The sequence below is a fragment of the Nitrospirota bacterium genome, from assembly GCA_016180645.1.
Taxonomy (GTDB): domain Bacteria; phylum JACPQY01; class JACPQY01; order JACPQY01; family JACPQY01; genus JACPAV01.
Genome location: JACPAV010000008.1, coordinates 73787 through 98286 on the forward strand (window position 1 = coordinate 73787; position 24500 = coordinate 98286).

24 protein-coding genes are annotated in these 24500 nt (G+C 60.5%); 16 read left to right on the forward strand and 8 right to left on the reverse strand.

What is annotated here, in order from left to right:
• Position 1: 1 nt before the first annotated feature.
• Positions 2-1252, reverse strand: a complete 1251-nt coding sequence (glgC, locus tag HYT87_07005; protein MBI2059505.1) for a glucose-1-phosphate adenylyltransferase — start codon at positions 1250-1252, stop codon at positions 2-4.
• A 354-nt stretch (positions 1253-1606) separates the two neighbouring features.
• Between glgC and glgP the strand changes: the two genes are divergently transcribed.
• The 11 genes from glgP to HYT87_07060 all read left to right on the forward strand — a co-directional run bounded on the left by glgP (position 1607) and on the right by HYT87_07060 (position 14722).
• Complete coding sequence (gene glgP / locus HYT87_07010; protein ID MBI2059506.1) at positions 1607-3397, forward strand: alpha-glucan family phosphorylase; 1791 nt, start codon at positions 1607-1609, stop codon at positions 3395-3397.
• A 1-nt stretch (position 3398) separates the two neighbouring features.
• The gene (malQ, locus tag HYT87_07015) at positions 3399-5243 is read left to right on the forward strand and encodes a 4-alpha-glucanotransferase (GenBank protein MBI2059507.1); all 1845 of its coding nucleotides are present in this window, start codon (positions 3399-3401) and stop codon (positions 5241-5243) included.
• A gap of 2 nt (positions 5244-5245) precedes the next feature.
• Complete coding sequence (gene glgB / locus HYT87_07020; protein MBI2059508.1) at positions 5246-7171, forward strand: 1,4-alpha-glucan branching protein GlgB; 1926 nt, start codon at positions 5246-5248, stop codon at positions 7169-7171.
• An 80-nt stretch (positions 7172-7251) separates the two neighbouring features.
• Positions 7252-8190 carry a hypothetical protein gene (locus HYT87_07025; GenBank protein ID MBI2059509.1) on the forward strand — a complete coding sequence of 313 codons (939 nt, stop codon included), beginning with the start codon at positions 7252-7254 and terminating at the stop codon, positions 8188-8190.
• Between the two features lie 106 nt (positions 8191-8296).
• Positions 8297-8890 carry an RNA polymerase sigma factor gene (locus HYT87_07030; GenBank protein ID MBI2059510.1) on the forward strand — a complete coding sequence of 198 codons (594 nt, stop codon included), beginning with the start codon at positions 8297-8299 and terminating at the stop codon, positions 8888-8890.
• 221 nt (positions 8891-9111) lie between these two features.
• Positions 9112-9624, forward strand: coding sequence for a zf-HC2 domain-containing protein (locus HYT87_07035; GenBank protein ID MBI2059511.1), 513 nt, complete (start codon positions 9112-9114; stop codon positions 9622-9624).
• Positions 9621-9998, forward strand: coding sequence for a hypothetical protein (locus HYT87_07040; protein MBI2059512.1), 378 nt, complete (start codon positions 9621-9623; stop codon positions 9996-9998). Before HYT87_07035 ends, HYT87_07040 begins: the two co-directional genes overlap by 4 nt.
• A gap of 13 nt (positions 9999-10011) precedes the next feature.
• The gene (locus HYT87_07045) at positions 10012-11265 is read left to right on the forward strand and encodes a TolC family protein (GenBank protein ID MBI2059513.1); all 1254 of its coding nucleotides are present in this window, start codon (positions 10012-10014) and stop codon (positions 11263-11265) included.
• Positions 11262-12242: an efflux RND transporter periplasmic adaptor subunit gene (locus HYT87_07050; protein MBI2059514.1), complete on the forward strand. Its 981-nt coding sequence runs from the start codon at positions 11262-11264 to the stop codon at positions 12240-12242. The genes HYT87_07045 and HYT87_07050 overlap by 4 nt, the downstream gene beginning before the upstream one ends.
• Positions 12239-14332, forward strand: a complete 2094-nt coding sequence (locus tag HYT87_07055; GenBank protein ID MBI2059515.1) for an ABC transporter permease — start codon at positions 12239-12241, stop codon at positions 14330-14332. Before HYT87_07050 ends, HYT87_07055 begins: the two co-directional genes overlap by 4 nt.
• 63 nt (positions 14333-14395) lie before the next feature.
• Complete coding sequence (locus HYT87_07060; GenBank protein ID MBI2059516.1) at positions 14396-14722, forward strand: iron-sulfur cluster assembly accessory protein; 327 nt, start codon at positions 14396-14398, stop codon at positions 14720-14722.
• Positions 14723-14813: 91 nt separating this feature from the next.
• On the opposite strand, the gene folE is transcribed toward HYT87_07060, so the two are convergent.
• From folE to HYT87_07075, 3 genes are all read right to left on the reverse strand, one after another.
• Positions 14814-15413 (reverse strand): GTP cyclohydrolase I FolE, encoded by a 600-nt coding sequence (folE, locus tag HYT87_07065; GenBank protein MBI2059517.1) that lies wholly within the window; start codon positions 15411-15413, stop codon positions 14814-14816.
• A gap of 107 nt (positions 15414-15520) precedes the next feature.
• A complete protein-coding gene (locus HYT87_07070) occupies positions 15521-16033 on the reverse strand; it encodes an archease (GenBank protein ID MBI2059518.1) in 513 nt (170 codons plus the stop codon).
• Between the two features lie 21 nt (positions 16034-16054).
• Entirely contained in the window at positions 16055-17083 is a 1029-nt protein-coding gene (locus tag HYT87_07075; GenBank protein ID MBI2059519.1) for a histone deacetylase, read from the reverse strand.
• 69 nt (positions 17084-17152) lie between these two features.
• Between HYT87_07075 and HYT87_07080 the strand changes: the two genes are divergently transcribed.
• The 5 genes from HYT87_07080 to HYT87_07100 all read left to right on the forward strand — a co-directional run bounded on the left by HYT87_07080 (position 17153) and on the right by HYT87_07100 (position 20593).
• Positions 17153-18028: an acyltransferase family protein gene (locus HYT87_07080; protein MBI2059520.1), complete on the forward strand. Its 876-nt coding sequence runs from the start codon at positions 17153-17155 to the stop codon at positions 18026-18028.
• Positions 18029-18127: 99 nt separating this feature from the next.
• The gene (locus HYT87_07085) at positions 18128-19366 is read left to right on the forward strand and encodes an ATP-binding protein (protein MBI2059521.1); all 1239 of its coding nucleotides are present in this window, start codon (positions 18128-18130) and stop codon (positions 19364-19366) included.
• 100 nt (positions 19367-19466) lie between these two features.
• The gene (locus HYT87_07090) at positions 19467-19748 is read left to right on the forward strand and encodes a hypothetical protein (GenBank protein MBI2059522.1); all 282 of its coding nucleotides are present in this window, start codon (positions 19467-19469) and stop codon (positions 19746-19748) included.
• Positions 19749-19766: 18 nt separating this feature from the next.
• Positions 19767-20321 carry a hypothetical protein gene (locus tag HYT87_07095; GenBank protein MBI2059523.1) on the forward strand — a complete coding sequence of 185 codons (555 nt, stop codon included), beginning with the start codon at positions 19767-19769 and terminating at the stop codon, positions 20319-20321.
• Positions 20321-20593 (forward strand): hypothetical protein, encoded by a 273-nt coding sequence (locus tag HYT87_07100; GenBank protein ID MBI2059524.1) that lies wholly within the window; start codon positions 20321-20323, stop codon positions 20591-20593. Before HYT87_07095 ends, HYT87_07100 begins: the two co-directional genes overlap by 1 nt.
• Here the strand turns inward: HYT87_07100 and HYT87_07105 are convergent.
• From HYT87_07105 to HYT87_07120, 4 genes are all read right to left on the reverse strand, one after another.
• The gene (locus HYT87_07105) at positions 20586-22685 is read right to left on the reverse strand and encodes a GAF domain-containing protein (protein MBI2059525.1); all 2100 of its coding nucleotides are present in this window, start codon (positions 22683-22685) and stop codon (positions 20586-20588) included. The genes HYT87_07100 and HYT87_07105 overlap by 8 nt on opposite strands.
• A 13-nt stretch (positions 22686-22698) precedes the next feature.
• Complete coding sequence (locus tag HYT87_07110) at positions 22699-23121, reverse strand: pyridoxamine 5'-phosphate oxidase family protein (GenBank protein MBI2059526.1); 423 nt, start codon at positions 23119-23121, stop codon at positions 22699-22701.
• A gap of 5 nt (positions 23122-23126) precedes the next feature.
• Entirely contained in the window at positions 23127-23597 is a 471-nt protein-coding gene (locus HYT87_07115; GenBank protein ID MBI2059527.1) for a pyridoxamine 5'-phosphate oxidase family protein, read from the reverse strand.
• 124 nt (positions 23598-23721) lie between these two features.
• Positions 23722-24474, reverse strand: a complete 753-nt coding sequence (locus HYT87_07120) for a hypothetical protein (GenBank protein ID MBI2059528.1) — start codon at positions 24472-24474, stop codon at positions 23722-23724.
• Positions 24475-24500 lie beyond the last annotated feature (26 nt).

Here is a 24500-nt window from a genome sequence, read left to right on the forward strand (position 1 = left end):
GTCAGCTCAAGACCGTCCCCTTCGGAATCACCGTCAAGCCGGACTCGGTGACGAAAAACCGTTTCCGATCTTCCGCATGGTTGAACCCGATCTGCATGTTGTCCGGAATCTTCACCCCCACGTCCGCGATGACTCGTTTCATGCGGACATAGCTCCCCACGTTCACTCCCGGCATGAGGATGGATTCCTGCACCGTCGCGAATGAATCGACCCGCACCTCGGGAAACAGAACGCTCCGGCTCACTTCGCCGCCGGCCAGAATGCAGCCCTCGGCCACCATGGAATCCAGCGCCATCCCCATTCGATTTGAATCCCCTCCTGAGAAGACAAATTTCGCCGGCGGGAGATCGAAGTGGCCGCACCGGATGGGCCAATCCTCGTTGTACAGATTGAAGTGCGGCGACACGCCGATCAGATCGAGGTTGGCATCGAAGTAGGATTCGAGCGTCCCAACATCTCTCCAGTAGGCCGTTTCCTTCCCGGAAACCCCAGGGACTTCATTCTCGTGAAAATTGTAGGCGAAAACGCGATGCTGCTCGATCATCCTTGGAATAACGACTCTCCCGAAATCATGCGACGAATCGTGGGCTTCCGCGTCTTCTTTAAGAACCTGCTTCAAGACATCGGTATTGAAAATGTAATTCCCCATTGAAGCAAGGACCTGCCCATCGCTTTCCGGATGCACATCGGCGGGCTTCTCCCGGAACTCGGTGACGCGGCCCTCGGCATTGACGTCGAGCACGCCGTACAGGCGCGCCTCGTGAGCCGGACGCGGCACGGCCGCAATCGTCAATTCCGCCCCGGCCCCGATGTGGAACTTGAGCATCTGGCTCACGTCCATTTTGTAAATGTGATCGGCGCCGAAGATACACACGAAACGCGGGTCCTCGTTCTCCACCAGGTTCAGGTTTTGGAAAACGGCGTCCGCCGTTCCCATGAACCACCGTTCCCCCACGCGCATCTGGGCGGGCACGGGATCGATGTAGTGATTCAGGACGGAGGACAGCCGCCAGACCTTGGAGATGTGGCGGTCGAGCGAGTCGGATTTATACTGGACCAGAACCTTAATCTTGTAGAATCCCGAATTGATGAGGTTGGAAAGGACGAAATCGATGAGCCGGTAGCGTCCGCCGAAGTGGACTGCCGCCTTCGCGCGATCCCGGGTCAGTGGGAAGAGCCGCTCGCCTTTCCCTCCGGCCATGACGAACGTCAGCGCGTCGTCATTCTGCGGACAGACTACGCACTGGGTCATGCTCTTGACGGCCGTGCCTCCTCCCTTCGCTTATACGCTCTCAACGTCGGCGGGGTCCATGACTCGCATCATACAAAACCGTCCGGCCCGGCGCCAATGATCGCACCCTTGAGATTCGGACGGGCTGGGTATATGGGGAAGTCATGACCAGGGATGGCACTCGCCTCGTTCTCCGGCCATGCCCGGCCGGGGCGACCGTTGCGAGCGCCGCGAGTCTCCTGCGCGTCGGCACGGCCGACCGTTCGTGAAATGTATCCCCCCCGCGGCCCGCTCCAACCGCGCATCGCCCTCTCCGCGGGGCTCCGGGGACGATGATAGGATGAGCCATTGAATCCCCGCATCGCGTACTTCACGATGGAGATCGGCGTCGATCCCGCGATTCCGACGTATGCCGGCGGACTCGGCGTCCTCGCCGGTGACACCCTGCGCGCCGCGGCCGATCTCGCTCTCCCCCTCGTAGGCGTCTCGCTCCTCCACCGAAAGGGCTACTTCCGCCAGCGGCTGGACAAGGAGGGCAATCAGACCGAAACGCCGTGCGACTGGAATCCCGAAAAAGTCTTGGAACCGCTCCCGGCAAGAGTTTCGATCGAGCTTGAAGGACGAACGGTGCGGGTCGGCGTGTGGCGGTTTCTTATCCGGGGCACGGGCGGAGGCGCGGCGCTGGAATCTTATGGTGATTCCACCCGCCGTCCCCGAAGTGGAGCGGAGGGGGTCGTTCCGGTCTACTTCCTCGATACGGACCTTCCCGAAAACACGCCATGGCACCGATCCCTCTGCGGCGCACTGTATGGAACGGATCTTCGATATCGTTTCTGCCAGGAGGCCGTGCTCGGCCTCGGGGGCGTGGCCGTCCTCCGGGCGATCGGGCACGAGAGCATTCGGTTCTTCCACATGAATGAAGGACACTCGGCCCTCCTCACGCTTGCCCTTCTCGAAGAGCGGCTTCCGGGTCGAAGATGGGAATCGGCCACGGAGACAGATCTCGACGCCGTACGCCGACAATGCGTCTTCACCACCCACACGCCGGTTCCCGCGGGACACGATCAGTTTCCGTGCTCGATGGTCGCCGAGGTGCTCGGCCGGGTGCGCTCGGACGCCCTCGATCGGCACGGCTGGTGCGATCGGACCCAGCTCAACATGACCCACCTGGCCCTCATGCTGTCGGACTACGTGAATGGAGTCGCCATGCGGCACGGCGAGGTCTCGCAGGATTTGTTCCCCGAGACTCCCATCGAATCGATCACGAACGGTGTGCACGCGGGGACTTGGGCCTCCCCGTCATTCGCCGCGCTCTTCGATCGCTACCTCCCCGCATGGAGAGGCGACAACTCCTACCTTCGATATGCCATCCGGATTCCACCCGCCGACATTCACCAAGCCCATGTGGAAGCGAAGGCCGCTCTCCTCGCCGAAGTGGAGCGCCGAACTCACGTCCGCCTCGATCCCAACGCCCTCACGCTCGGATTCGCCCGCCGGGCCACCGCGTACAAGCGGGCCGATCTCCTTTTCACCGATCTGAACCGGCTGAGATCCATCGCCTCCCAGCACGGCCGCCTCCAACTTGTTTTCGCGGGAAAGGCTCACCCGAATGACGAACCGGGAAAACATCTGATCCGACGGATCTTCCAGGCTTCCGCGGCCCTTTCGGAAGCGGTCCCCGTGGTGTATCTGGAAGAGTACGACATGGCGCTGGCCAAGACCGTTTGCGCAGGGGTGGACGTCTGGCTCAACACGCCCCAGCAGCCTCTCGAAGCTTCAGGCACAAGCGGCATGAAGGCCGCGGTGAACGGCGTCCCCAGCTTGAGCGTCCTCGACGGCTGGTGGGTCGAAGGGCATGTCGAAGGCGTGACCGGATGGTCCATCGGCGGCCATTGGGAGGACCTGAAGGTCCTCCCCTACGAAGCATCCCGTAGGGGCGAGGCATGCCTCGCCCCTACGGCTCCCTCTTCTTGGGCTCACAACGATCGCCGCGGTGACGAGGTCCGTTCGCTCTATGACAAGCTCGAACAAACGATCCTGCCGCTCTACTTTCAGCGACCGGAGGAATTCGACCGCATCCGCCAATCCACCATTGTGGTGAATGGGTCCTTCTTCAACGCCCACCGCATGATGAACCAGTACATCCGCAACGCCTACCGGGAGTAAGATGGCGGACAAGATGGAGGCCCTCCGAAGGCTTGCGGAACTTCACGGTGTCCAGACCACGTACTACACGATCGAAGGCCAACGGCGCGACGCCAAGCCTGAAGTCCTCCTTGCCATCCTGAAAGCACTCGGCGCGCCGATTCAGCGTTTGGAAGACGCTCCGGACGCCTTGCACAGATTGCTAGACGCCGCACAGCACCCCCCATCCGCACCTTCCTCCTCAAGGGGGGAAGGGATGGTAGCCGCACCCTTCATGGGTGCGTCTTCAGACGCAGGCATGAAGCCTGCGCCTACCCCCTCCCCCTCGAAGGGGGAGGGTGAGGGTGGGGGTGGGGGTGAGACCTTACAGCCCCTGAAGGCCTGGTCTCCCGGCAGCGGTGAACGCCGATGGGGGGTGTTTGTCCCGCTCTATTCTCTCCGTTCGTCGCGCAACTGGGGCGTCGGCGATTTCACCGACATTGAAAACCTTGTGGATTGGGTCGGCGGTCTCGGAGGAGGAATCGTCGGCACACTTCCCCTCCTGGCAACCTTCCTCGACGATCCCTTCGCCGCATGCCCTTACACACCGGTCAGCCGGATGTTCTGGAATGAGCTGTTCATCGATGTCGAAGGCATCCCGGAATTGGCGGACACACCGGAAGCCTCCTCGCTTGCGTCGTCAGCGGATTTCAGATCGGAAATTCGCGAGCAACGCGAAATACAGCTCGTGGACTACCGGGGTGTCATGCAACTCAAGCGGAGGGTGCTGGAGCGATTGGCCGACTCTATCTCTTCACGGCCCGGCGGCAGGCTCGATGCATTCCTCGCATTCCGCTCCGAGCACCCGAGACTGAACGACTACGCCCGATTCCGCGCGGTAGGGGAGCGGAGCCAGCAGCCTTGGAGGACATGGCCCGAGCCGGCCCGGAACGGCACTCTCACCCCGGGCGATTCCGACCCCCGCGCCGAACAATATCATGCCTATGTGCAGTGGATCGCCCACGAGCAGTTGACTTCTCTCGCGCGGCGGGCACGAATGAAGAATGTGCTCCTCTACCTCGATTTTCCCCTGGGGGTTCATCCCGACGGCTACGACGCCTGGCGGTTCAGCGAGATGTTCGTCGAGGGTGTTTCCGTCGGCGCTCCTCCGGATCCCTTTTTCTCGAAGGGCCAGCGTTGGGGCTTCGCTCCCTTGCACCCGCAACGGCTACTCGACTCGGGGAACCGGCTGTGGTCGGACTCCATCCGCCACCACATGGGCTGCGCGGGAATACTCCGAATCGATCACGTTATGGGTCTCCATCGCCAATTCTGGATTCCCGATGGTTTCGAAGCGATGGACGGTGTCTACGTGCGGTATCCGAAGAGCGACCTCTATGATGCGTTGTGCCGGGAATCGCTCGCCCATGAAACGATTGTGGTGGGTGAGGACCTCGGGACCGTTCCCGAGGAACTTCGGCCTGCCCTCCATGAGCGTGGGATTCTCCGCCTTTTCATCCTCTCGTTTGAGCAAGACCTCACCGGCGGGCGGCCGCTCCCAACGCCTCCCTTCGACTCCGTCGCCGGGCTGAACACGCACGACATCCCGCCGTTCGCCGCCCTCTGGGGTGATCGCCCGAATCGATCGGAGGCGTTGCGCCGCTGCCACGATCATCTGGCCGGCGGGCCGGCCTTCGCGACGCTCGTGAATCTCGAAGATCTATGGTTCGAAACCGAACCGCAGAACAGGCCGGGCACGACCGACGAATTCCCCAATTGGAGGCGGAAGGCGCGAAAAACATTTGAGGAATTCTCCTCGGACGGGAGCATCATGCTGGCGTTGAAGCGAGTGGACCGGCTCCGGCGGGGAGTACCTCCGGAATCTTAATCATGTTCACCGTTTCCTCCGCGCTGACCGATCTGGATCTCCACCTTTTCAACGAGGGGACGCACGGCCGCCTTTATCGCAAGCTCGGAGCCCATTCGATCAATCCCCGGCCGGACTCCGGAGTGCGCTTTGCCATATGGGCACCCGCCGCGGAAAGCGTCTCCGTGATCGGCTCGTTCAATCAGTGGAAACCGAACGTCCATCCGCTGTCCGCGAAGGGAAGCTCCGGAATATGGGAGGGCACGGCGGAAAAAGCCCAGAAGGGCGATTTGTATAAGTTCCACGTTGTGCCCAGGGGCGGCGTCGCACGTTTCGACAAGACCGATCCCTTCTCGTTCTTCACGGAGCAGCCGCCGAAAACGGCCTCGATCATCTGGAATCTCGACTACTCGTGGGGGGACGGCGAGTGGATGCACGGCCGTGGGGAACGAACCACCCGCTCCAAGCCGGTCTCCATCTACGAAGTTCACCTCGGCTCGTGGAAACGCGTGGCGGGCGAAGGTCATCGATCCCTCTCCTACCGGGAGGCCGCGGCCCAACTCTCCGATTACGTGAAGGACACCGGCTTCACTCACGTCGAATTCCTCCCTCTCATGGAGCACCCCTTTTTTGGTTCATGGGGCTACCAGACCACCGGGTACTTCGCGCCGAGCAGCTACTACGGAACGCCGCAGGATCTGATGTTCCTGATCGATACCCTCCATCGCAACGGGATCGGCGTCATCCTGGACTGGGTCCCCTCGCATTTTCCCACGGATCCCCACAGCCTCGGAGAGTTCGACGGAACCCACCTGTACGAACACGCCGATCCCCGACAGGGCGTTCACCCGGATTGGAACAGCTACGTCTTCAATTACGGCCGGCATGAAGTCCGGAGTTTCCTCCTGAGCAGCGCCATCTTCTGGCTCGACCTCTATCATGCCGACGGCCTTCGTGTGGATGCCGTCGCCTCCATGCTCTACCGGGACTATTCGCGCAAAGACGGCGAATGGATTCCCCATCCCACGGGAGGCAGGGAAGACACCGACGCCATCGACTTCCTGCGCCGTCTCAACGAGACCGTCTATCAGGAGTATCCGGATGTCCAGATGATCGCCGAGGAGTCCACGGCCTGGCCCGCGGTATCGCACCCCACAAACACAGGCGGGCTCGGCTTCGGCTACAAGTGGGACATGGGATGGATGAACGACACCCTGCGCTACTTTTCGCAGGATCCCGTCCATCGCAAGCATCACCACCCAAAGCTCACCTTCCGCCAACTGTACTCCCACTCCGAGAATTTCGTGCTGCCGCTGTCGCACGACGAAGTGACCCACGGAAAGGGTTCGCTCCTCGGGAAAATGCCCGGGGATGACTGGCAGAAATTCGCCAATCTTCGCCTCCTTCTCGCGTGGCAGTTCGCGCAGCCCGGCAAGAAACTCCTGTTCATGGGCGGCGAAATCGGTCAGCGAAGCGAATGGAATCACGACGGAAGCATCGAATGGCCACTCCTCCAACACGCACCCCACGCCGGCATCGGGAAGTGGGTCCGGGACCTCAATCGAATCTATGTAACCTCGCCCGCGCTCCATGCCCTCGACTGCGACCCCGCGGGATTCGAATGGATTGAATGCAATGACGCTTCCTCCAGCGTGTTGGCTTTTCTCCGCCGCTCCGCTGATCCGGGAGAGACCGTGCTCGCCGCCTTCAACTTCACGCCTGTGGTGCGCACCTCATTCCGGGTGGGCGTTCCCTTCGAAGGCGCCTGGCAGGAAACGCTGAACAGCGACTCCACACTCTACGGCGGGAGCGGCCATGGAAACATGGGCCAAGTCACGGCGATGGCCCTCCCCTCCCATGGCCGGCCATTTTCCGTTGTCCTCGCCCTCCCACCCTTGGCGGCCATCTTCCTCTCGGCCCCCGTACCCGAACACGCTCCTGTCCGATAGCACCGCGTTTCTTTTGACAGCCACTCCGTGTCACGGGTAGACTTCCCGTTGGGCCAATGGAGATCGGACTAGTCCACATGGTGAGGCGTTACGCATGGTTCCCGATACCGGCCTTGCTGGCCTCCGCACTCGTCTTCTCCTGCGGTTCCGATGGACCGTCGTTCGAACCGCCCCCCGCTCCCGCGAGAGGTCTACAGCTCCGCATGACGCCCTTCGATATCCAATCCAATCACGAGCGGGAAATTTTCCAGGCCCGGCGGCTCGAATCCGACGAAGACCTCTACGTCAATCGAATCGAGGTTAAGATGCCCGAGGGCAGCCACCACTTCATTCTCTATGTAGCCGATCCGGAGCGACAGGACATCAAGGAAGGGACTCGCCAGTTCTTCAATTCCGACGATCCTCTTTTCGCAGAGCTCAAGTTTGGCGCCCGCGAAGGGAGTTTCGTTCTGGGCTCCCAGGAGCCCTACCTCAACATGCAGTTTCCAGTGGGAGTGGCCTTCAGACTGCGGGCTCAGCAGTGGCTCATCTTCAATTCACATTTCATCAACCTGGACGGCTCACATCCAATTCGCGGCGAGGTGGCCTTGAACCTGCACACGATTCCGGAGTCCGACGTGCGCCATCTGGCACGGCCCATATTCGAGAACAATCCACTCATCCTCGTGCTGCCCGGCGAGACTCGCACCACCGAATATGTGTGGACACCCGACCGGGACATCCAACTCCTCTCCCTCACTTCCCACATGCACAAACGCGCGATCGATTTCACCGCCCGGCTGATTGAGGGCGGTCAGAAGGTCGATCCCCCTCTCATGTCCACCCAAACCTGGGACCATCCCGCCGTGAGATATTTCGATCCTCCCCTTCCCATCTCGGAAGGTCAGGGCGTCAATTTCTCCTGTACACACACCAACGACAAGAGTATCCCCCTCATCTTCGGCTTCACCTCGGATGACGAGATGTGCATCATGATCGGTTTCTATTACGCCGAATCCGACCGCCTCTCCCTCCACTAGGCCTGACACGCCCGCCCCGCCCCTGGACTCCCGGACTAAACGACAGTAGAACTCGCCTCAGGCAGGACGGAGATCGGTCCGAACCGATCCATGCCCACGAAACCGGATGGATCCAATCGAAACGACCATATCCCCCGCGAAGGAATCTCCCAACGACCGGGAGATCATCCGCGAGGTTTTGGGTGGCCACACGCAGAGCTACGAGGCGCTCATTCGCAGATATCAGGACCGGATTTTCGGATTTTGCATGACGACACTTTCAAACCGGGAGGAGGCCGAGGAGGCCGCCCAGGAGGTTTTCGTAAAAGCGTTTCGGTCGCTCGCCCGATTCAGGGGCGACGCAGCCTTTTCGACGTGGCTCATTCGGATTGCCGTGAACGAGTGTCGCGATGCGCTCCGACGGCGGTCCCGCCGCAGGGAGCTTTCCCTGGAGGAGCTGCAAGACAAATACGGAGAACAGGCCCGCACACTTTTTCTCGACCCGGCCGGGGAAGCCGACTCGGAGATGGCCGACCTCGTGGATCAACTCCTTTCATCTCTCCGGCCCGAGGAGCGAACCCTACTCGTCCTCCGCGAACGCGAAGGGCACAGCTACACCGAAATCGCGGCGATCCTCGGCTGCTCCGTCGATGCCGTGAAAGCCCGACTTCGCCGCGCCCGCCAGTCCCTGCGCGAGATGGCGCGACACTTTTCACCCTGACTCAACGTCTAATCCTTCAGGCTCTTTTTGAAAATGCGTTGGACCGGTAGGCGCAGGCTTCAGCCTGCGTCCGAAGACGCACCCTAAAGGCCATGTTACATGCCGTGCCATCCGTGGCACGGCGACATCTCATGGCCCCATACCGTCCTCGGCATGGGGGTGCGGCTACCCGGACATCCCCTCGGAAGCGATGGGGTTTTCAAACAGAGCCTGAAATGATCATGGACCACCGACAAGCTTGGGAGCTCCTCTCGCCCTATCGCGACGGCGAACTGAACAATGCCGACCAGAAGGCGGTCGCCGCCCACGTCGCCCATTGTGGAGAATGCCGATCCGAACTGGCCGCGTGGAACTCCATGGGCGCCGCCATCTTCCGTCGGCCCATGGCGGCCCCGTCCACCCATTTCTCCAGCCGTGTCATGGCGCGTTTGGCCGACCCTCCCATTCCGGTCTTCGATCCCGTTTGGCTCAGCCTGCGCCGCCCCGCTCCGCTCCGCTCCGGGGACGGCGAGCGGAATTGGGATGCGGTCCTGCGCCGCTGGCTGATCCCTGCATTCGGCGCTGCCCTGGCCGCCGCGGCGCTGGCCCTCCTGGTGCCGGAACAAGATTCCACGGGCGCCACCGAACTCCTCCTCTTGGCCGATGCTCAGGAGGACTCCGGAACATTGGGGCCTCTCCTCGCATCAGAGATTGAAACTGATTCCTATGATGAACAGCTCTTGGAGGAACCATGAGACCTTCCTGGAAAACGATCTCCGCCTCGTTGGCCGTTGGACTCCTGCTTGGCGCCGCTTTCGGATGGTGGGGGCACCGCATGCGCCTCGATTCCTGGCGGGGCGAGCACCCCTACCAGCGCCTGCTTGAAAGATTCACTTCGAGACTCGACCTCACCCCGGAACAACAACGCCAGGTAGGCGCGATTCTGGAGGGCAAGCGCCAGAGGGTCCACGCGCTTCGGGCCGAAGTCCGCCCCCGATTCGATGACATCCGCCACACCACCGACGACGAAATCGCCCGGCTGCTCACACCCGGACAGCGGGAACAGTTCGACACGATGAAGGCGCGGCGCGAGGAGCGTCGGCGGAAGCACCATCATCCCGACGAATAGTCGCCCCGCGTCCATGTCTGTTCTGCTTGCCGTCGTTCTCATGCTCTCCCTCTCCCGGGCGGCCTCGGCGGAGTCCCTCACTTGGGACGCATGCCTGCGGGAAGCGTCCGAACGCAACCCCGAGTTGGCCGCTGCACAGGAACGCCTCGCCGCCGCCCGCGAGCGCGCCACCGGTGCGTACAGCCCCTTCCTCCCGCAACTCTCGGCGGGCGCGGACTGGTCCCGTGCCCGGTCTTCCGCCTCCGGTGGATCATCGGCAGCACGAAACGACGTGAGTGCGGGCCTCTCGGCCCGGCAGAATCTTTTTGCGGGCTGGAAGGATACCGCATCCCTCGGGAAGGCCCGCGCCGAACGGATGGCCGCGGAAGCCGACCTTCAGGACACCAGTTCCAGGCTCAGGCTGGACTTGGCATCGGCCTTCGCTCAGTTGTCCTTCGGCCAGGACGCTCTCCGGCTGGCCGAAACAATCCTCTCACGGAGGCAGGAAAACGTCCGGCTCGTCGAACTCCGCTTTGAAGCCGGGCGCGAGAACAAGGGATCGTATCTCCGGAGCAAGGCCGCCGGGAGTCAAGCCCGGTTCGAAGTCGCTCAAGCCGACCGCGCGCTCGGGGTGAAGCGCAGACAGTTGGCACGGATTCTTGGGCGGAACGACGCGGCCGACCTGGTCGTCTCAGGAGATGTTCCCCCGCTTCCCTCCGACCCCAATCCGGATTTCCGCGGTATCGCTGAGGATGTCCCCTCGCTTCAGCGCGCTCGCGCAGCCGTCGATTCGGCTGGAGCCGGCGTGGAGTCGGCGCGGGGCCAGCTCTTCCCCGGAGTCGACGCCCTCACCAGCTTCGCCCGCGGCGGCGACGAGTGGCCGCCCGATTCCAATCGTTGGTCCGCCGGCCTGTCCATGACCTATCCCTTCTTCCCGGGTGGAAGAACCGCCTATGATATTCGAAGCGCACGGGCCGAGGAGCGTCGCGCCGAAGCCACGCTGCGAGATACGCGTGAGCGCGCCGTGGCGGACCTGGAAGCGGCGCTGAGCCGATATCGGGACGCCGTCGAGCGCTACGGGGTCCAAAATGAATTTCTTGAGGCGGCGCGCCTCCGGGCCGAAATCGGCCGCAGCCAATACACAAGCGGACTCTTGTCCTTCCAGGATTGGGACTTGATCGAGAATGATCTCATTTCGACGGAGAAATCATGGCTCGCCTCCAAGACGGACGTTTGGCTGGCACAGGCAGAATGGTTGAGGGCGCAAGGGAAAGGTCTGGATCGATGAGAGTCAAATGGTTCATGATCCTCGCCGCGCTCGCGCTCCTGGCCGCCGGAGGCTTTTGGGCGCTTCGAAAAAAGGAGCGCAAGGCGGAAACCATCACCTACCGAACCATCCGTGTTGAGCGGGGCGACCTCCAGGTTTCCATTCTAGCTACAGGCATCGTTCAGCCGCGCACCCGCGTCGAAATCAAACCGCCCCTCGGCGGCCGCGTGGAAGACATTCGCTTTGGAGAAGGGCAGAGCGTGCAGAAGGGGGAGGTGGTCGCGTGGATGAGTTCGGTCGAGCGCGCCGCCCTCTTGGACGCCGCCCGTGCCAAGGGACCGGAGGAATTGGCCCACTGGGAACAGCTCTACAAACCCATGCCTCTGGTCGCGCCACTCAACGGGGTCATCATCGCGCGCAATGTCGAACCCGGCCAGAGCGTTTCGGCCCAGGACGCCGTGCTCGTCATGTCCGACCGGCTCATCGTCCAGGCCCAGGTCGACGAAACGGACATCGGGCAGGTGCGGGTCGGCCAGAGCGCCGAGATCGTCCTCGATGCGTATCCCTCCGACCTCATTCCGGCGCAGGTCTCGCACATCGCCTACGAAGCAAGGACCGTGAACAACGTCACCATCTACGAAGTGGACATCACGCCGGGCCGCGTCCCACCCTTCATGCGGAGCGGCATGACGGCCAACGTCACCATGAAAGCCGAAGCCCGCAAGGGCGTGCTCGTGCTTCCGGCGGAGGCGATTCGGCAGGAGGATGGTCATGCCGTTGTCTCCGTGCCCGGCCCAACGCCGCGCCAACCCGGTTCGAGATCCGTCGAAACGGGCGTGACGGACGGCAAGCGCGTCGAGATCCGATCGGGGCTCGCGGAGGGCGACGTGGTTCTGATGAAAAGTTTCCGTATTCCCTCCACCGAAGGAACCAAGACCAGTCCCTTCATGCCGTGGGGCCAGCGCAAGGCCGGCGGCAAGGAGGGAAAATCGAGATGATCCGGTTGGCCAACGTTCGAAAGAGCTATCGCATGGGAGGAAGCGAGGTGCACGCCCTGGCGGGCGTCAGTCTGTCCATCACCGAAGGAGAGTTTATCGCCATCATGGGACCCTCGGGCTCCGGCAAGTCCACCCTGCTCCACATCCTTGGCCTCCTCGATGTTCCCGATTCCGGCGATTTCGAAATCATGGGGAGTCGCATTTCCTCACTGGACGAGGAAGAACGGGCCGACCTTCGCGGCCGGTCGATCGGTTTCGTTTTTCAACAGTTCAATCTGCTCCCCAGACTCACAGCCCTCGAGAACGTGTCCCTCCCGCTTGTGTACTCACGGAACGGACGCCGTCCGGATCTCGCGGTGCAGTTGCTCCAGACCGTGGGACTGAGCGACCGGAGTCGCCACCGACCGAATGAACTGTCGGGCGGTCAACAGCAGCGTGTCGCCATCGCCCGCGCTCTGGTCAATTCCCCGCCCATCATCCTCGCCGACGAACCGACGGGGAATCTGGATTCGCAGAGCGAGAAGGAGATTCTTGACGCCCTGCGCAAGCTGAATGCCGATGGAAAGACCATCATTCTTGTGACCCACGAAGCGGATATCGCGCGGAGCGCCGGGCGGACCATCCGGATGCGGGACGGGCTGGTCCAGTCGGATGAACGAGTGGGCGCGCATAAGAAGCCCACTGACCTCCCGGTGACCGCGGGCCATGTTACATGCCGCACCATCCGTGGTGCGGCGACATATCATGGTCCCATACCCTCCGTGGCATGGGGCTTCCAGCCCGCGTCCATGGACGCACCCTCAAAGGGTGCGCCTACCTCGAACATGGATGCCCGGATTCCAATGATGCAAGTCCCCCACCACGCCCTCAGCCTCCGCAAACTCTCCGATCACGCCCGTCAGGCGGGTCGCGCTCTTCGCGCCAACAAAGTGCGATCCGGCCTGTCCATGCTCGGAATTCTCATCGGCGTCGCGGCCGTCATCGCGACGCTTGCTCTCGGCGAGGGCGCCCGGCGTTCGATCGAGGAGCGTCTCGCCTCCATGGGATCCAACCTCCTCGTACTTCGCCCCGGCTCTGCGCGACTTCACGGGGTTTCCCGGGAGGGTCCCGGCGTGGTTCGCCTCACGATGGACGACGCCGAGGCCATCCGCAAATCCGTTCCCGGTGTGGCCAAGGTGGCCCCCACCGTCAGCGGCCGCGGCCAGGTGGTGGTGGGCAACAAGAATTGGAACACCCAGATCCTCGGCGCCGTTCCCGAATATGCCGGGATGCGCGCGGCCTCACCGGGCTCCGGCCGCTTCCCCACCGAGGAGGAGATGCAGCGGCGGGCGCGGGTGGCCGTACTCGGCATGACGCCCCTGCGCGAGCTCTTTGGCGATCGCAACCCCTTGGGCGAATTCATCAAGATCAACAGGGTCAATTTCCAGGTCATCGGGGTCTTGCGGGAGAAAGGGGCCTCCACGTGGAGGGACGAGGACGACATCGTCGTGATCCCCTTGTCGACCGCGATGCGAAGGCTGCTTGGAAAGGAATACGTCGATTCCATCGACATCGAAATCGCTTCACCGGATCAGATGGAAGATGCGAGGACCGAGATCGAGAATCTCATCATGCGCACCCACCGAATTCCACCTTCGCAGCCCGATACGTTCCAGATCCGCAACATGGCCGAGATCCAGGAAGCCCTCTCCGAAACCAGCCGAACCCTCTCATGGCTTCTCGCCTGTATCGCCGCGATTTCACTCCTAGTCGGCGGAATCGGAATCATGAACATCCTTCTCGTTTCGGTCACGGAGCGCACCCGGGAGATCGGGCTGAGGAAAGCCGTGGGCGCCACCCGGTCGGACATCCTGGGCCAATTCCTTGTGGAGGCGATCGTCGTCAGTACGCTGGGAGGGATCCTGGGCATCACGCTGGGTTGGTCACTTACGCAAGGGATGTCCCGCATGGCCGGATGGGCCACCGCCGTGTCCCCCGGTGCGGTCGCGCTCGCCTTCTTTTTCTCCGCCGCCGTGGGCGTGGTCTTCGGTCTCTGGCCCGCCCGCCGCGCTGCCGCGCTCAACCCGATCGACGCGCTCCGTTACGAGTGACCGGCCTCGCGTTGACCTCCGGAGGATTTCTGGATACAATCTATTCTCATTGAGGAGCACACGATGATTACCATCACCGAGAAGGCAGCCGAAGAATTGAAGAAACTTCTTTCCTCCGAGGAGGAGTTGAAGCAGCCGGTCCTCCGTCTGAAAGTGGTCCCCGGCGGATGCTCAGGCTATTCGTACGCGATGGCGTTTGAAGAAGGCGCTCGAGCCAACGATGCCATTGCCGAGGTTCAGGGTGTGAAAGTGGCCATCGACCCCGACAGCCAGCCCCATCTCAAGGGCTTGCATCTGGATTTTCAGGACGGCCTCACCGACGGCGGTTTCAAGATTCAGAATCCCAACGCGAAATCGACCTGCGGCTGCGGCTCCTCGTTCCAGACTTGAGTTCCAGACCTCTGTAGCCGCGGGCTTTAGCCCGCGCCTTCCACGCAGCCTGAAGACTGCGGCTACCCCTGATTGGAAGCCGCCCGCTTCTCTAGCTTGCGTTCCCGCTGCGGATCAGCGACATGAATTCATTGCGGGTGCGTTCGTCCTTCTTGAAGACCCCCATCATCGAATTCGTCACCATCTTCGCATTCGCTTTCTTCACTCCCCGCATCGTCATGCAGAGATGCTCCGCCTCCATGCTCACCGCCGTGCCTTGCGGTTTCAGCGCGGTGTTCACGAAATCGGCGATCTGTGACGTCAGCCGCTCCTGAATTTGGACGCGGCGCGAGTAGGCCTCCACAATCCTCGGAATCTTGCTGAGGCCGATAATCCGCCCCGATGGAATGTAGGCGATATGGCAGCGTCCAAAGAACGGCAGAAGATGATGCTCGCATAGGCTGTAAAACTCGATGCCCTTGACCACCACCATCTCATCGTACTGCGACTCGAATAACGCTCCGTTGATCAGGGCTTCGGGCGTGACGGAATAGCCGGCCGTCAGCTCCTTGTACATGCGGGCGATGCGATCCGGAGTTTTGCGCAGTCCCTCCCGGCCGGGATCCTCCCCGACGGCCTTCAGGAGTTCGACGACAGCCGATTGAATGATCCCGTTCGAGCTGTGACCCGTAGCTTGTTTTTCTTCAGCCAATGGAACCTCCCACGCAATCCCCAATCCACGCTGGGACGTATTGCGAGACCGCGATGATCCCGCTTTTGGGTTGGACTGTCAAACTCCCGGTCTCCGACGTGGTCCATTCACACGTCGAAGACCACGAACGCTTTCCAGCATGGCCGCCCTTGCCGCCGGATTCGGCTGATCGAGAGGCCGTGGAGTGTCACCGCTTTTATTTCATCCTTCAGTTCGTGGCGTGCCGGGTCAAACCGTTCGCCTTCTATAACCGCGTTCAGAACCAGCCGTTGTACCTGTTCAGCCCCCTCACCCTCTCCCGCCAGGGGAGAGGGAGAAGATTTTCCCCTCACCCTCACTGGTTTGGCGCGATTCACCGATACTCCGACTCTTCGACCCAGCCACCCTCCGGCCTGCTGCCGGTAGTGGACCTCCCGAAGTAGCTGATAAAGCAGATCTACCGGCGATGACGCCCGCACCTTCAATCGCCACGTCCGCCGAGGTCTGATCGTATTCGGAGTTGTAATAAGGTCGAAATAAGCGAGAATCGCGTTCCGATACAGCGCTCTCAGAGTAGCTCCATAAACCTCGATGGCTAGATCCGCCGTATGTTCAACCTGCCGGTAGTCAGGCTTCTTCACTCCGGCCCCCGCAGACAGCCCTCAGAGCGATTTCCAGAATGGCTTGAAGTTCTTCTTGAGGTCTCCAACGTAATCCTTTATTCGGACGCTTGCCGCAGGAGTCTTTACCATCGGATCGTTCAGCAGCGCGTGGAAGACGGCCTGGGTGCCCTCCTGAAGTCCCGTTTCGGAATACCCACCTTCCAAGGCCACCACGAGCTTCCCATCGGCCGACGCGGACGCGACCGACTTCAGTGCTCGCGTCATGTAACCGTAGCCTGGGCCCGTGAGCCCCATCCCGGCAAGGGGGTCATCCTTGTGGGCATCGAAGCCGGCGGAGATCATCACGATTTGCGGACGATATTCCGTTGCGATGGGCAGGATCACCTCATCGAAAATCGCCCTGAACTCCCCATCGCCCTGCCCCGCCGGCAGGGGGACGTTGACCGTGAAGCCTTCGCCTTCCCCCATGCCGACGTCCCGATAGTGTCCGGTCCCGGGGTAGAACGGATACTGGTGGGTCGAGACATACAGACAATGTGGGTCTTCGAAGAATGCGTGCTGGGTCCCGTTCCCATGATGGACGTCCCAATCCACGATGAGAATTCGATCCAGCTTGTGCTTCGAGCGCGCGTAGGCGGCCGCAATCGCGATGTTGTTGAATAAGCAGAAACCCATCGCCCTGTCCCGTTCCGCGTGGTGACCCGGTGGACGGACCATGGCAAACACCGAGTCCAGTTTGCCGTCCATGACCCGATCCACCGCCTCGCACAATCCGCCGACGGCCAGCACCGCCGCTTCATACGAGCCTTCTGACGTTTGGGTATCGGCGTCGAGTTGCGCGCGAGGAGATCCCTGCGTCGCCCGGATCGTTTCGATGTGCGAAAGCGTATGGACGCGAGCGATATCCTCCTCCGTGGCCGGGCGAGGCACGACCGTATCCAGACGATCGTGGAGGCCGGAGGATGTCAGCCCGGACGTGATCCACTGGAGACGTTCCGACTTCTCCGGGTGCTGCCAGGTGCGATGTCCAAGGAACACGTCCGAGTAAAGAAGACCCACGCGGGACATAAATCGATCGTACCCGATTCCCCAATCCTTGACGAGGTGGAGGCGTTCTCATAGACTCCCCACGGTTCGATGACTGCCGGCAACGCATCCTTCACAAAGAGACTCGCCAAGCGCCTTCTCAAGTCGCACGATCTGGATCGTATCCTTCAGATTCGTATTCACGACCAGGGGTGGGGCTACGACAAGTTCGGGATGGACAAGTATTCCGTGGCGCTCACGTATGCCATGACCAAGTTTCTCTACGAGAGGTGGTTCCGGGTGATGAGCTTCGGTCACGAGCACATTCCACGGAACGGACGGGCCATCCTCGCGGCAAACCATAGCGGCGTCATCCCCATGGACGGTGGGCTGGTCGCTCTCGATCTCCTGCACCGGATGGACCCACCCCGTCTGATGCGAGCGGTGGTGGACAATTTCGCCGCCCGCTTTCCGTACATCAACATCTGGTTCAGTCGCGTGGGACAAGTCATCGGCACGCGCAAGAATTTCGAAGAACTCCTCAACAACGAGGAGCTGGTCATGGTTTTCCCCGAGGGCGCCAAGGGTCCGGGCAAGATGATTTGGGACCGCTACAAACTTCTCAAGTTCAACGTCGGTTTCATGGAGCTGTCGCTGCGATACAAGGCCCCGATCATTCCCATCGCCATCGTCGGCGGCGAGGAGCAGGCGCCGATGATCGGGAACATCAAGCCCCTGGCCCGACTCGCGGGGATGCCTTACTTCCCCGTGACCCCGTTCTTTCCCCATCTGGGACCTCTGTCCCTGTTTCCTCTTCCCGTTCGGTATCGCATCTACTATGGCGAGCCCTTCGATTTCCACAAAGAGTTCGGCGAGGACGCGGTAAACGATCCGAAGAAGGTCGAGAAGTGCGTCGGCATCGTGAAGGACAAGATCCACGACATGATCCAGAAGGGCCTCCGCGAGCGGAAGGGAATCTTCTTTTGAGTGGGAGAAACCAGCATGAAGTTCCGAAGGACGCTCCCTCCCGGGTTAGTTGTCCGTTCGGCGCGTGGCTCGCCTTGGTGGGCAGCATAGGAGGAATCCATGGCCGCTGAAACCAAGAACATGAGTCCGTTCTCGCCGAACAGTCCGGTGCAGGCCGAGTTGTTCGTGGGCCGCAGGGGCCAGATTCAGCGCATGGTAGATCGAGGAATCGTTCAGGTTGTCGCCGGCAAGCCAATGGCATTCTTCATCGAAGGGGAATACGGGATAGGCAAGAGCTCCATAGCCAACCTGATTCGATGGTTGGCTGCAAGAGATTTCGGGGTTTTTGGTATCTATGCACCGCTTGGAGGCGCAAGAGACTTGCGGGATGTAGGAGAGATCATCCTCCAGCAGACGGTGCGAGCCGGCCACCTCGATCCGACTAAATGGGAGGGATTGAAAGACAAGCTCGCCAAATACGTTGGAAAGCAGGAGGTGTCGCTGTTCGGTTTCGGCCTGAACCTTGATCTTGCAGCGCTGAAGACCGATGCGCCCCAGATCGCAACACATTTCGGACTGCTTAGCTTCCTTGGAGATGTGCTCGGGCGCCTGCGCCGAGCCGAGCAGAGTACCAAAGGAATCATGCTGGTCCTGGACGAAATCAATGGCATAGCGGCTAACCCGGAGTTCTCGCGATTCCTGAAGAGCCTCTGGGATGCGAATGCCGCCGACCCATCACACCAACTGCCCCTGATGTTGGTTCTGTGCGGCACCAAAGAGCGACGATTCGACATGATGGCCCAGCATGAACCTGTAGAGCGCATTTTCGAGCTTATCCAGATTGCGCCTCTAGACCAAGCGGAAATGGGGAACTTCTTCACCAGGGCGTTTGAAAGCGTTCAAATGAAGGTCGATCAGAACGTGCTGGAGTTCATGACATGGTATTCTGCGGGGTTTCCTCGGATCATGCATCTAGTTGGGGATGCGGCCTATTGGCTCGATACCGATGGCGTCGTATCGAAGGACGATGCGATAGGGGCGGTATTGACGGCAGCGGAGGAGTTAGGAAGAAAATTCGTGGACGCTAGAGTATACGCCGCTCTACAGTCGGCTGACTACCAGGCCATTCTCCAGAAGATTGGGCAATTGGGACCCGCCGAAACGGCTTTCAACAGGAAACAGGTCCTTACGGGACTGACGGAGGCTCAGATAGGCAAGTTCGACAATTTCCTGACCAAGATGAAGCACCTGAATGTGATCAAGCAAGGGCCGGTGAGGGGTGAATATGAGTTCACTATGCGCATGGTGCGCGTGTATATTTGGATGCGTAGCACCCCCCCCGTGACCCAACCCAAGTGACCCCGGCAAAGGACAAAATCAACGACATGATCCAGAAGGGTCTGCGCGAACGCAAAGGGATCTTCTACTGACGCCCTCAGCCCGGACTGCCGTTTGAAGCGTGAGTAGGAGGAAGGCTCCCGCAGGGGCGCCGAGCAAGACACAGATCGACAAGCTCGGCGAGCGTCTGAAGTCTGGAAAATTAACCGATTCCGATTTGATTGCCCTTGACGAGTATCGACGGTCCTTCGGAGAAGCCTTTGAGCACGCCATGGGTGAAATCCGGGACAAACTCAAGCTGAAACCCACGGGAAGACCCGCGAAATCCACAACTTCCATCATTGAGAAACTTCGACGCGAAAGCATCCGCTTGACGCAAATCCAAGACATCGCGGGATGCTGAATCATCCTGAGTGATATCGTGGAACAGAATCGTGTTGTTTCGGACCTGACACGCCTGCTACCCAAAGCCGCCGTTGCCGATCGACGCGAAACGCCGAGTTACGGCTACCGAGCCGTTCATGTCATTCCTAGAATCAAGGGAAAGCTGATCGAGATTCAGGTCCGAACCTTGTTGCAGCATCTGTGGGGCGATTTCTCCGAAAAACTTTCCGACAGGTTCGACCCTTCCATCAAGTACGGCGGAGGGGACTCTGACATCCGCCTAACCCTCCATAACACCACTCGTGCCGTAGCCGCACACGAAGGGTTGGAGGAACGGCACGCCAGATTGGCGGCCAAATTCGAGTTGATAAAGCGGGCGCGAACAACGAAAACCGAGACGCTATTTGATAGGGCAATTCGCGAGGTCCGAATCAGATTCATTAGGCTGGGATGGACATCAACTGACCCTATCCTTGATCTGGAGGGGGAACTTGAGCAAGCAACGCTGGAAATAGCTAGACAACGAGGTAAAATGGCAAACGTAATGGAAGAGAGCATCACTCGCGTAGAACGATTCGACAAGAAGGCCTGATGCTGTTCCTCATCGAATATGATCGGAAGGCCGGCACCCTCGTCAAGCTGGTCCAATACTCGGATTCCGAGCGGAAGAAGGCCCAAGAGGAGCGCCTTCAAACCGAGCTCCGTTTGAACCGAGAGCATATTGAGCACGAGGTTGTGATCCTGGATGCGGCAAGCGAGGCGGCGATCCGGACGACACATCGGCGATATTTCGAAGACATCCGCCAGATCGCCAGTTCACTCTCCAACGGCGGCCCCAAGGCAACCGCGCGCAATGCTATCTGAACAGGACTTCGGATTTCCGGCGGGAGGAGACGGAGGCGGAGGCGGGGCGCATGAGTTCAACGAATCCCTGGAAATAGGGACACTCGCGCCGCTGGTTGTGCGGCATCCGTAGAAGCTCTTCCAACACTCCCGTTACGCGCCACGGCTGCCCCTTGTAGAGCTTGGGAGCCGCGAGGGCGTCGTAGATGTCGGCTGCGGCCACCATGAGTACGAGCGGATCCGTTTCCTCCTCCGATCCGCGGGTGGACTCAAACCGATAGAGACGTTGGAGCGCCGGCGCCAGGTGACCGAACTGGAGTTTCTCCAAAGCCTCGCTCGTCTTTGAGAGAAGCTCCCCCACCAACTCCCCGCGATGCCCGAAATGGAGATCCGGCTGGTTGAGCCGATCGGGCGACAACGCGTGTTTTCCCAAATCATGCAGCAGCGCGAGAAGCATGAGGTCCCCTTCCGGCACTTTCTCCGCTTCCTTCCGACCCTCCGCTCCGCTCCCGGCTCCGCCACCCGCAAGGAATCGCCGCAAGGCCACCGCCAGCGCGGCAACCGTCTCGTTGTGGAGAATGGCGCCGTCTCGCGCCTGGATGCTGAGAAAATCCACCATGCCTAGTTGCTGCTCTTTGATCCGACTCACCTCATCCATCATGGAAGAACACTCCTTCGCAAAGCGGCTGGTGGCGTCCACCCGGTTTGCATCTTGCCCCAGCGTTCGGACACCCGCCACGCGGAAGCAATCCATGGCCCCCTTCCCCTTGACCTGCTGGGCTCCCAGCGGTTCAATGGTGAAATACCGATCGATGAGTGGAACGGACTCTGCGGAAACGGTCACCCCGCCCGCCGGGCACACTTTTTCCATCCGGCTGGCCACATTCACGGCATCGCCGAGGATGTCGTACAGGCTCTTGTTTGAAGGACCCAGGATCCCCGCGGTAATGGCGCCGGTGTTGATCCCAATCCGCATGTTGAGGGGGAACTGCTCGCGATGACCCGACTGGAGTGCAAGGGCGGCCAAGACGGCATCGATGGCGTGAGTGGGACTTCCAAAGGGGACACCGAAAATGGCCATGATCGAATCGCCGTTCGTCTTGTTCACATAGCCGCGGTAGCGCGCAATCGTGTCACCCGCGTGGCTGAAAAATCCATTGAGGCGGGAGAAGAGTTCGTCCGGCTCCATGCCCGATGAAAACTGCGTGAATCCCTCGAAGTCGGTAAAGAGAATCGTGGCCTTGAGTTTCCTCGGTTGAAGCTTGTCCTCGAGCAATTGCGGAATGACTTCCGGAGGGGCCATCCGGCCCAGAAGCTCCTCGCCCTTCTGCTTTTCCGTTCGCGCCGCATGGAGTGCGCCGGAGATCTCGCGGTTCGCCCCCTCCAACTCAGCCGTCCGCTCCCGAACCTTCTCCTCCAACTTCTCATTGAGACGCTTGAGCGACGCATTCGCCTGGTCCAGTTCAACCCGGCGTCGCTCTTCCGAGCGGTACATTCTAGCGTTGTCGATCGCCGCCGCGGCCTGGTTGCCCAGAATCGTGAGCAGCACTTCATCCAATTCATCGAAGGCGGCCATCTGCTCGCTTTCCACCGCCATCACGCCGATGAGGCGATCTTTCACCACCAACGGCATGGCGAGTTGGCTCTGCACCTTGGGAAGTCCCGGCAACGCCATCGTCGCAGTCGATGCGCCACTTCCGCCGGGGTTCATCTGCGCCCGGGCCGTGGACAGATAGGCCATCCCGGCCCCGATGTTCCCCATCCGCATCATCTTTCGCCGTTTGCCTACGACGCCTATCACACCCTGCCCCAACTTCACGCTGGCACCCGTCCCGTCCTTCTCATATCCGCGGCTCGCGGCTACTCGGAGGTCCTCCCCGGATTCCTCCGACAAGAGGATCATGGAGTGCTGAAATCCGAGGACCCTCCCCATCGAATGGAGAATAATCTCCAGCATGCGGTCCAGGTCGAGCGTGGAGTTCATCTCGGCGGAGATTTCCTGAATGATCCTGACCTGATCCGTCTTTCGCGAAAGATCACGGTTGAGATCCGCGATGATCTTTTCGTTCTGGAGGATTTGTTGGCGAACGTTCGGGACGGCGTCCTGGCTCACGCGGCCCCCCCCATCACGGCTTGATCTCGGAGGGAGGGATCCTTTCCTCGATGTTCTTGCGCACCGACAGAACCCGATAAATGTCCGCCGCCTTGAGCTTGAACACTCCGGACATGCCGGTCATGGAGGCGATGGCTTCGAGCTGCATGTCCATCGTATCGAACAGTTGGCCTTCGGTCTCCGAACGTTCAAATTGTATCTCCAAGTCCCACGTTTCGGCCGTGTTCGGGTCCGCGATCCACACGTAGGCATGGGGATTTTCCCTGATGTTCCGGCTCGTCTTGCTGAAAAACTGGAAAGAGAGGGCCACGTGATCAGGATCCACATAATACACTTGCGAGACCACCGTGGTATTGGGGATCCCCTCCAACGAACACGTCACCAGATGGGCGGGAATCACGCCCTGCATGGCGGGTTTGATCTCGTCCGGCAGCAGGCCCATCAGGCCATCTTCTTTCCGGCCTCGGGGCCCGGGGTTTGGAGATAGATTTCCTTCACGATGACCGTGACGGCCAGCGAGGGCTTGTAGGCAAATCCCATGACGAGCGGTTTGATGATCGCCTCGGGATAACCGGCTTGGATCGACGTGGTCAGAAGTTTCGTCCGATAAATTTCCTGAATGGCCGCCTCTCCGGGTTCGGTGGGCCGGGATGTGGCGAACTCTCCCTTGAGTTGGTAGTTCTCGTTGTTCACGGGGGAGCCTACGCCGACGGCCACTTTTCCATTATGTTTGAGATTCTCCAACATCCTTCCGGACGTCTTATCGGGGATGAAAAGCGTGAGGGCCTTCCTATCCGCGGCCACAGTCATACCCATGGCCCACGTGTGAAGGGGTCGCAGCCTCTCGTCGCGCGTACCGACCCCGATGTAAACGGGGCCGTGCAGAAATTCAACCAACTTTTCGGGGATCATCGGAGGCCTTCGGTGCGGGAGTGTAGCGCCTCACCCGTGACCGATCAAGTCCCAATTGTACGCACCCCATGAAGTCGAGAGACAAAGCCTCACCACAGAAATCCCCTACGTAGAAACGTGGCGATTAGCTTTTATTTGGCTCATCTTCGCCGGGCTGCGCGGGCGCGCTATCAGTGCTCTTCGCTTTGCCAAGTTGCTCCCGCAGAGCCCGCACGGCGTCTGCCCGCGACTTCTTGTCGTCTGGCACGACGTATATCTCGTGCAACACCGCCTTCAACGTTTCCAAGAACAGGTGAAGGTGCTTGCTGTCCCATGCCACCCAACTTTGTTCGTGAACGTGATCGCTGGTCATGTCTTTGACGTGGCCGAGGGTCTCAAAGAGTTCGGAGTCAACAGCCGGGTGTTTAGATCGCAAATCTTTGATTCTGTCGTCGTAGTACTCGCCATCAGCCCCGTGGATCGCGAGCAGTTGGTAAATCGCTTTGCGTAGGCAAGCCGAGGCACCGGTGAGATAGTTCATCTTCGCGCAGCCCTCGGCTTCTGTCATGAGCTCCCGCAGTGCAGCTGGGATTCGACGGTCCACAACAAAGAAGGACGTTGGCACTGAGTAAAAGAACGCTCTGTCGAGGTCTACATCCTCTCGAAAGTCAGGCCGGTCGGAGTATTCCGACTGAAGGTCTTTATAAGTAAGGTGCATTGAAACCTTCTCGCAGCTTGCGCATTGAACGCGCCACACGTCGCAGGTCTTTTGATTGGACCAGTTAAATTGCACACAGCCCAGATTCTTGTACTTGACGTGACGACGGTTGCAGAACGGGCAGTTATAGACGTCCGTCGTGATGAAGTATTTCGAATCGAGGTGTGATTGATCGTCCATGCGGATTCGCCTTGGAGCCAGCGTTG